The organism is Puniceicoccus vermicola, assembly GCF_014230055.1.
In the GTDB taxonomy this organism is placed as follows: domain Bacteria; phylum Verrucomicrobiota; class Verrucomicrobiia; order Opitutales; family Puniceicoccaceae; genus Puniceicoccus; species Puniceicoccus vermicola.
This window is the reverse complement of record NZ_JACHVA010000084.1, coordinates 1-6,621: the sequence shown is the minus strand read 5'-3', so window position 1 is coordinate 6,621 and position 6,621 is coordinate 1. Positions and strand designations below refer to the sequence as shown.

General features: G+C 54.3%; 6 protein-coding genes and 1 tRNA gene. 3 read left to right on the top strand and 4 right to left on the bottom strand.

Going from position 1 to position 6,621, the window contains the following annotated elements; translation table 11 throughout:
* Positions 1 to 282 (top strand): transposase (locus tag H5P30_RS10965; protein ID WP_185691283.1); only part of this gene is annotated, 282 nt, incomplete at its 5' end.
* A gap of 87 nt (positions 283 to 369) precedes the next feature.
* Entirely contained in the window at positions 370 to 1,197 is an 828-nt protein-coding gene (locus H5P30_RS10960) for an IS3 family transposase (protein ID WP_185691282.1), read from the top strand.
* Between the two features lie 489 nt (positions 1,198 to 1,686).
* On the opposite strand, the gene H5P30_RS22060 is transcribed toward H5P30_RS10960, so the two are convergent.
* The 3 genes from H5P30_RS22060 to cimA all read right to left on the bottom strand — a co-directional run bounded on the left by H5P30_RS22060 (position 1,687) and on the right by cimA (position 5,788).
* Positions 1,687 to 2,067, bottom strand: a complete 381-nt coding sequence (locus H5P30_RS22060) for an OsmC family protein (RefSeq protein ID WP_185692990.1) — start codon at positions 2,065 to 2,067, stop codon at positions 1,687 to 1,689.
* Positions 2,068 to 2,710: 643 nt separating this feature from the next.
* Positions 2,711 to 4,138: a cysteine--tRNA ligase gene (gene cysS / locus H5P30_RS10950; protein WP_185692989.1), complete on the bottom strand. Its 1,428-nt coding sequence runs from the start codon at positions 4,136 to 4,138 to the stop codon at positions 2,711 to 2,713.
* A gap of 21 nt (positions 4,139 to 4,159) precedes the next feature.
* A complete protein-coding gene (gene cimA / locus H5P30_RS10945) occupies positions 4,160 to 5,788 on the bottom strand; it encodes a citramalate synthase (protein WP_185692988.1) in 1,629 nt (542 codons plus the stop codon).
* Positions 5,789 to 5,938: 150 nt separating this feature from the next.
* On the opposite strand from cimA, the gene H5P30_RS10940 reads away from it, so the two are divergent.
* A tRNA-Met gene (locus H5P30_RS10940) sits at positions 5,939 to 6,013 on the top strand.
* A 136-nt stretch (positions 6,014 to 6,149) separates the two neighbouring features.
* Here H5P30_RS10940 and H5P30_RS10935 read toward each other — a convergent pair.
* Positions 6,150 to 6,621 (bottom strand): transposase (locus H5P30_RS10935; protein ID WP_185691582.1); only part of this gene is annotated, 472 nt, incomplete at its 5' end.

Here is a 6,621-nt window from a genome sequence, read left to right as displayed (position 1 = left end):
CGCCGCTACACTGCCGAGTTCAAAAAAGAGGCAGTCAAGATGATCATAATTGAAGGTACACCGGTGAAGGAGGTATCCGAGCAGCTTGGTGTTCCCGAGGGGATGCTGTATAGCTGGAGGAAGAAGCACCTGGATGATTTGGAGGCTGAGGCTCCCGAGGGTGCACAGAGTCCGAAGGCGATGGCCGAGGAGCTGGCCCAGGTCCGCAAGGAGCTGGCCAAGCAAAAGCGGATGAACGAGATACTAAAAAAAACGGTGGGCTACTTCAGCAACCCCGAGTGATGCGCTATCGGTTTATAGAGGATCACAAGGCTCGCTACGGAGTAGACGAGCTGTGCGAGTGTTTCGGACTGAGCCGCAGCGGTTACTATGACTGGCAGGCTCGCGAGCCTGCCAGTCATAGTAACCGCTGCGGCTCTCAAGGGACGGATTACCGAGTTGCACCGGCAAGCCCGTGGACGCTACGGCCACCGCCCAATCCACGAACACCTCAAGGACGAGGATCTCGGCTGTGGCCGCGACCGGACGTTACGGTTGATGAAGGAGCTGGGGATCGAAGGTCGACAAACGAAGGGCTTCAAGCCCCTTGGCACCAACAGCAAGCACGACTTCGGCTACAGCGCCAACTTGCTGCGCGAACTCGGAAAGCCGGACGACTGCAATCAGGTCTGGGTAGCCGATACGACCTACCTGCGCGTCCAGCGGGGCTGGTGTTATCTGGCAACAGTGATGGATCTGTACAGTCGGCGGATCATCGGTTGGAGCGTTTCCTCCCGCAACGATTCAAAGCTGGTTTGCCAGGCTCTGCAGTGCGCCGTCCTGACCCGAGGCGGCGAGCTGCCCGAGGGCCTCATTCACCACAGCGACCGGGGTAGCACCTACGCCAGCTACGACTATGAGAACATGTTGGAGAGCTTCGGGATCAAACAAAGCATGAGCGCCAAGGGGAACTGCTACGACAACGCCGCCCAGGAATCCTTCTACGGGCGGTATAAGACCTCAACAGTTGGCGATGAGGTCTTCTTCGATGAAGACACTGCCCGAAGCAATGCCTTCGAGTATATCGAAGTTTTCTACAACCGATTCAGAAAACACTCCTCTCTGGGCTACAAGAGCCCGATCCAATTCGAGGAAAAAATCGCGCCCCCCATGGGGGGCAATCACACAAGCCTACCGGCTTGCATCAACTACAACTAAACATCATAACACGAAGAAAATAAAGGAATCCTCTGTCCAGCGATCTCAGGACACATCAAGATGAGCGAAATGAGCCGTTCAGCAAAACGGGCGAGTTCATTTCGATTCCGATGAGAGAGCTGGAAGCTCTCACTACTTTGGGTTTTATCGTGGCAGCGCTCGGCTTGAATGGCACAAGTTTAAGAGGGTGTATGGAATGGAAACCTCCCCCCCCCCCGACATAGTCGGGGGTCCCCCCTCTCCTACTCGTAGGAGGGGAGTCAGAAAATTACGGAAAGATTCCTCCCCCGCTACAGGTGAAGGAGAATCCCGCGTCCGCGGGATGGAGGGGTTCCTCTTCAAGAGTCCCCAATATCAAAATTTCCCCGCTAAAACCCTTAAACCAGTGCCATTCCCGCTTGGCTTCAGACCTCTCCTTCACTAGCCAATCCAGGGATATCTATAGGCGAATAACTGTGCTGATCCCTATAACCCCCAAGCAGCCCGGCGTTATTCTCTGATTCTAAACGACAATTTTGATGAAAGCGTTTTTCGAACGGGGCAGTTCTTCACGGCCTCCAAAATACTGTCCGTTTCTTCCTTTGATAAATCGCCACTCAATTGAATGCTGTATTCAAAGCACGCCTCACCAGGTTCGCTTCGATCGATGGTTACGGTGGTTGTCACGGAATCCAGGTTCATTGAATTTTCTTCCGCATACATTCGTACCGACATATTCATACAACAAGCAAAGGCCGCCTCAAGCAACTCATGAGGTCTGAACCCATCACCACTGCCCCCTTTCTCTGTTGTGTTATCGCTAAACGAAACAAGAGTCTTGTTCGTAAATTTCGTTTTATAGGGTCTACATTCACTACCTGCAGTAATCACAATAAACTCCTACTGAATCTTTTATTCGTTCACGGTTCATTCTGAGGCTGACGCCGAGAATCAATTCCGCGGGTATAGTGTCCACTGCGTAGACCTAACTCAATCGTGAAATATTCCTGTTCAGGGCTTGGCTTGGGGACAGTTACAGTCTCGAGATGGTCCTTTCAGCAAAACGGACGAGCTCTTCCAATCCCGGATGAGAGAGCTGGAAGCTCTCACTACTTTGGGTTTCGCCGTGGCAGCGCTTGTCCTCTGGAGGAATGGACCAAGCGCCGCCTGTGCGATTGTTCAAGTTTCCCTGCGGGAGCCACCTTGAATCAAAACTTCGAAACCTTTCGCGGATCTAACTGACTTGGTTCTGAATGATCGAAACCGTACCAGACTCAGGTTCTGGGACTCACTACCCTTCATCGGGGCCTAAGCGTCTAGTTGCCCCTCCGCTGCGCAAAAGTTCGGGTCGACTAGTTAGAACACGCGGGAAGATCAGAGTTCAGGAAGCTTGTTGCGATTTTTAACCGTAGTGGCACTGGAGGAGCGAAATGAGCCCCTTTCAGCAAAACGGCCGAACTTTTCCAATCCCGGATGAGAGAGCTGGAAGCTCTCACTACTTTGGGTTTTGCTGCCTCAGGGGCTTAGTTGGCTCTTAGGCCTCGGTCAGTTCAAATCCTTCGGGCGTGTCCTTCACTTGCCAACCGGCGGATTGAATTGCGTCGCGAAGACGATCCGCTTCGGCGAAATTCTTTTCCTTTTTCGCCGCCCAGCGATCTTCGGCCATCTTCACAATTTCGGCGGGAGCGGAGGACTCTTCGGCTTCGTCGTTTTGCAGAGCCATCCAAGCCTCGAGGTCGATGCCGAGCACGGTCAGGAGGAAACGGCTGGAAGCCAGCCATTTTCCGGCTTCTTCCGGACTCAATGAATCTCCTTCCTTTTCGCCTCGGGTAATTTCCTTCATCAGGAAGCCGAGGGCCTGCGGCACGTTTAAGTCGGTCAACAACGAGGACCATGCCGATTGAAAATCGCCTTCAAGGTTATCCGGTTGCAGATCTTTCGATTCACCGCCTTTTTCTTCAAGTTTCTGGACGAGGGCACTGACGCGGGTCAGGGCCTTGCGACCGGCATTCAGGGCGTCGAAGGTGAAGTTCAGGGTCTTCCGGTAGTGGCCGGACATGAGGGCCCAACGGACCTCCTGCGGGGTATAGCCCTTTTCCTTGAGGTCGTCCAGGGTGTAGAGATTCCCAAGGCTTTTGCTCATCTTGCGCCCTTCGACCATCAGGTGGGCCGAATGGAACCAATGGCGGACGAAGTGTTCGCCCGTCGCGCACTCGCTCTGAGCCACTTCGTTCTCGTGATGAGGAAAGGTGAGATCCACTCCCCCGCCATGAACATCAATCGACGGGCCGAGATAGCGCATACTCATGGCGCTACACTCAATGTGCCAACCGGGGCGACCTTCGCCCCAGGGGCTTTCCCAAAAGTTTTCGCCATCTTCGGGCTTACGCGCCTTCCACAGGGCGAAGTCGGCGACGTCATCTTTGCTGTACTCGTCATCCGAGTTGATACGACCGTCCGCATTCTCTTTCTGCGCGTCACGGCGGATGTGCGCGAGATCTCCGTAGCGATCGAATGAGGACACGCGAAAATATACCGATCCATCGTCGCCCTTGTAGGCGTGTCCGCGATCAACGAGCTTCTCAATCAAATCGATCTGCTCTTTGATGTGATCTACCGCGGAGGGAGAATGATGGGGGGCGAGGAGATTCAATTCCGCGCAGTCGTCTTCAAATCGTTTCTGCCAACCAAGGGTGAACTCCTTCAGAGGGATCTTCTGGGCGGTGGATTCCCGAATGGTCTTATCGTCGACATCGGTCACGTTCCGCACGTGGGTCATCGTCAAACCCGAGGCTTCACAGACCCGGCGAAAGAGGTCCTGAACCAAGAAGGTCCGAAAGTTTCCGACGTGGGCGGGGCCATAGACCGTGGGTCCACAGCAATAGAAACGGACCGTCTTGCCATCGCTGGCGAAAATAGGTTCACGCTTGCCCGAGGCAGTATTCTGCAAAATCAATTCCATCAAACTAGAGGCTTTGAGTGATCAGGCTTCGACGGCGATGCGACGGGAAGCTTTCTCGACTTCCTCACCACCGGTCTCTTCGAGCAGGATCTTGAATTCGTAGGCATCCTTGAGAGCCTCCCAACAGGCTTCGACGATGTTCTCTGAAGCCCCGACCGTTCCCCAAGAACGGGATCCGTCGGTCGATTCGACCTGAACCCGAATTTTGGCATCGGTCCCTTCTTTGCTATCAACGATCCGCACCTTGAAATCAACCAGTCGCATCTCCTCCACAAACGGATAGATCGGCGAGAGCGCTTTGCGCAGTGCGTGGTCCAAGGCTCCGATGGGGCCGCGGGCCTCGGCTACGGTGTGGCTTTCGGATCCGTCGACCGAGATCTTTACGGTCGCTTCCGAGTACAGTTCACGCTCCGAGTGAATCTCTTCGGAGATCATCGCCCGATATCCCTTAAGATTGATCCGGTCCTTGCGCCCGTGGAGGAATTTGTCGAGGAGCAGTTTAAAGGAGGCATCCGCCGATTCGTATTCGTAACCGCGGAACTCCAAATCCTTTAGCTCTTCGAGGAAAGTCTTGAGCTCGGGAGAACGGGACTCAAGGTCGACCCCCATCTCGCGGGCTTTCATCATGATACTGCTCCGCCCCGACATATCGGAGACCAGCACCCGCGAACGGTTTCCGACCAGGGCCGGATCGATATGCTCGTAACTACGGGCCACTTTGGAAGCGGCATCGGCGTGAACCCCACCCTTGTGGGCGAAGGCGCTCGCTCCAACGTAGGGAGCACGGATGTCCGGACGCTGATTGGCCAGATCGTCAATGTAGAGAGAAAGATCCCGCAGCTTTTTGATATTTGCCGCGCAATTCATCTCCCGCTCAAATTTAAGAGCGAGATTCGGAATGATCGAGGTCAGGTTCGCGTTTCCATTGCGCTCCCCGTAGCCGTTGATGGTTCCCTGAATCTGCACTGCCCCCGCACGGACGCCCGCGAGGCTCAGGGCGACGCCAAGACCGCAATCGTTGTGGCAATGCATTCCGACGCGCACATCCGGAAGCTGCTTGCGGACCTCGGTCACAATCTCGTCGACCTCATGAACCTGAGTGCCTCCATTCGTATCGCAGAGCACCAAATACTCCGCACCACCGCGATTCGCCGCTCGAAGGGTATCCAGAGCAAATTCGGCGTTGTCCTTGTAGCCGTCAAAAAAGTGCTCGGCATCGTAAATGACCTCCCGCCCCTGGCTGCCGAGGAAACGAACAGAATCCTCGATCATCGCCAAATTCTCGGCACCGGTTGTCCGGATTACTTTTTCGACGTGAAGCAACCAAGTCTTTCCGAAGATGGTGACGACTGGAGTCTCGGCATCGAGGAGAAGACGCAGCTGCGGATCCTCTTCCACATCCACATTGGCGCGACGGGTGGAGCCAAAAGCGGCAATCTTTGCGTGTTGCAGCTTGAGATTCCGGGCTTCTTCAAAGAAAGCCAAGTCACGCGGATTGGATCCGGGCCAGCCGGCTTCGATGTAGTCCACACCAAATTGGTCCAGTTTCTGGGCAACGCGGATCTTGCTGTTGACCGAGAAAGAGATGCCCTCGCCTTGACTCCCGTCGCGGAGAGTAGTGTCATAAATACTGATTTTCGGTGCGTCCATGAAGTAAAACCTGTCAGGTTGCCAAATCCTGCACGGGGTGGCAAGTTCCCGTTCACCCCTTTTCCAGACCCTCTTTTTTCAACTTTTTCGAAAAACTTCTGAGAGCAGACTTGACCCACAGCGTTCAAACCGTTTCCTAGATCGTTTTCCGCCAGGGTAGCTCAGTGGTAGAGCAGAGGACTCATAAGCCTTTGGTCGGCAGTTCAAATCTGCCCCTTGGCACCATCCCCTTCTCGGGGAAACCGAGGGTCTACTCCAGGGTCTACTCCAAAGTTGGGTCTACTCCAAAGTTGGGTCTACTCCAAAGTTTGGGGACCGGGCATAATTTGTGATTATTTTTCTTTAGGATTATTGTGTGTGTTCATTGGCACTGAGCGAGGACGCGCAGTCGGTAATTTTCAAAGTTTCTGAAGCCGAAGGCTCTTCTTTGGATGAGTTTCATTTTTCTGTGGAAGCCTTCGGTGATGGCATTGTTTTTGGTAAATCGCCACATGGTGGCGATGGGCTCGATCCATTGTTGGAGGGTCTTGGCGAGGGTTTTGAGTTGTGCAAAGCCCTGTTGTTGTAGTTCTTCGATATGTCGATAGAGCTCTTTGGCATTTGATCGACACTTCTTTGCTGTGCAGGACTTCTGGCAGAGAAGGGAGTGGATTTGCCATCGTTTGAGATAGAGGGGCTCGAGGGTTGGGTGCTTGTCGAAGAGTTCCTGACGGCGTCGGATCTGTTTTTGCGAGAGGCGCCCGGGTCGGGTTCGCAGGATCGCCAGGAGTCCGCTGTTGCGGGTAATCTCGGGAGCAATCTCACGGCAAAGGCCCGTGAAGTGATGAGCGAGT